The following is a 236-nucleotide window of genomic DNA, read 5'->3' as shown; positions in this document are numbered from 1 at the left end:
GATCGCGTTCTCGCACGCCCAGCAAGCCGTCCGGATCACCCGTACCCGCACCACCGGCGGCAAGACCAGCCGCGAGACCGCCTACCTGGTCACATCCCTACCCGCCGCTGACGCCCAACCCGCTGACGCGAAGATTCCCTTCGCGTCAGAGGCGGTTGGTTCGCTTCACGACGCGTTCTCCAGGGTGACGCGGTATCCCATGGCTTCGAGTTGATGGATGGCTCGTTTCTTGAATC

The 236-nt window shown here is 64.0% G+C and carries 1 pseudogene; it reads left to right on the top strand.

Going from position 1 to position 236, the window contains the following annotated elements:
• A pseudogene (locus tag F8271_RS33730) lies at window positions 1-214 on the top strand (hypothetical protein); the annotation flags it as partial.
• Between the last annotated feature and the right edge of the window lie 22 nt (window positions 215-236).

Source organism: Micromonospora sp. ALFpr18c (assembly GCF_008868155.1).
Classification (GTDB): domain Bacteria; phylum Actinomycetota; class Actinomycetes; order Mycobacteriales; family Micromonosporaceae; genus Micromonospora.
Note: the sequence above shows the minus strand (reverse complement) of the source record. Positions and strands in the feature narration are given on the sequence as shown.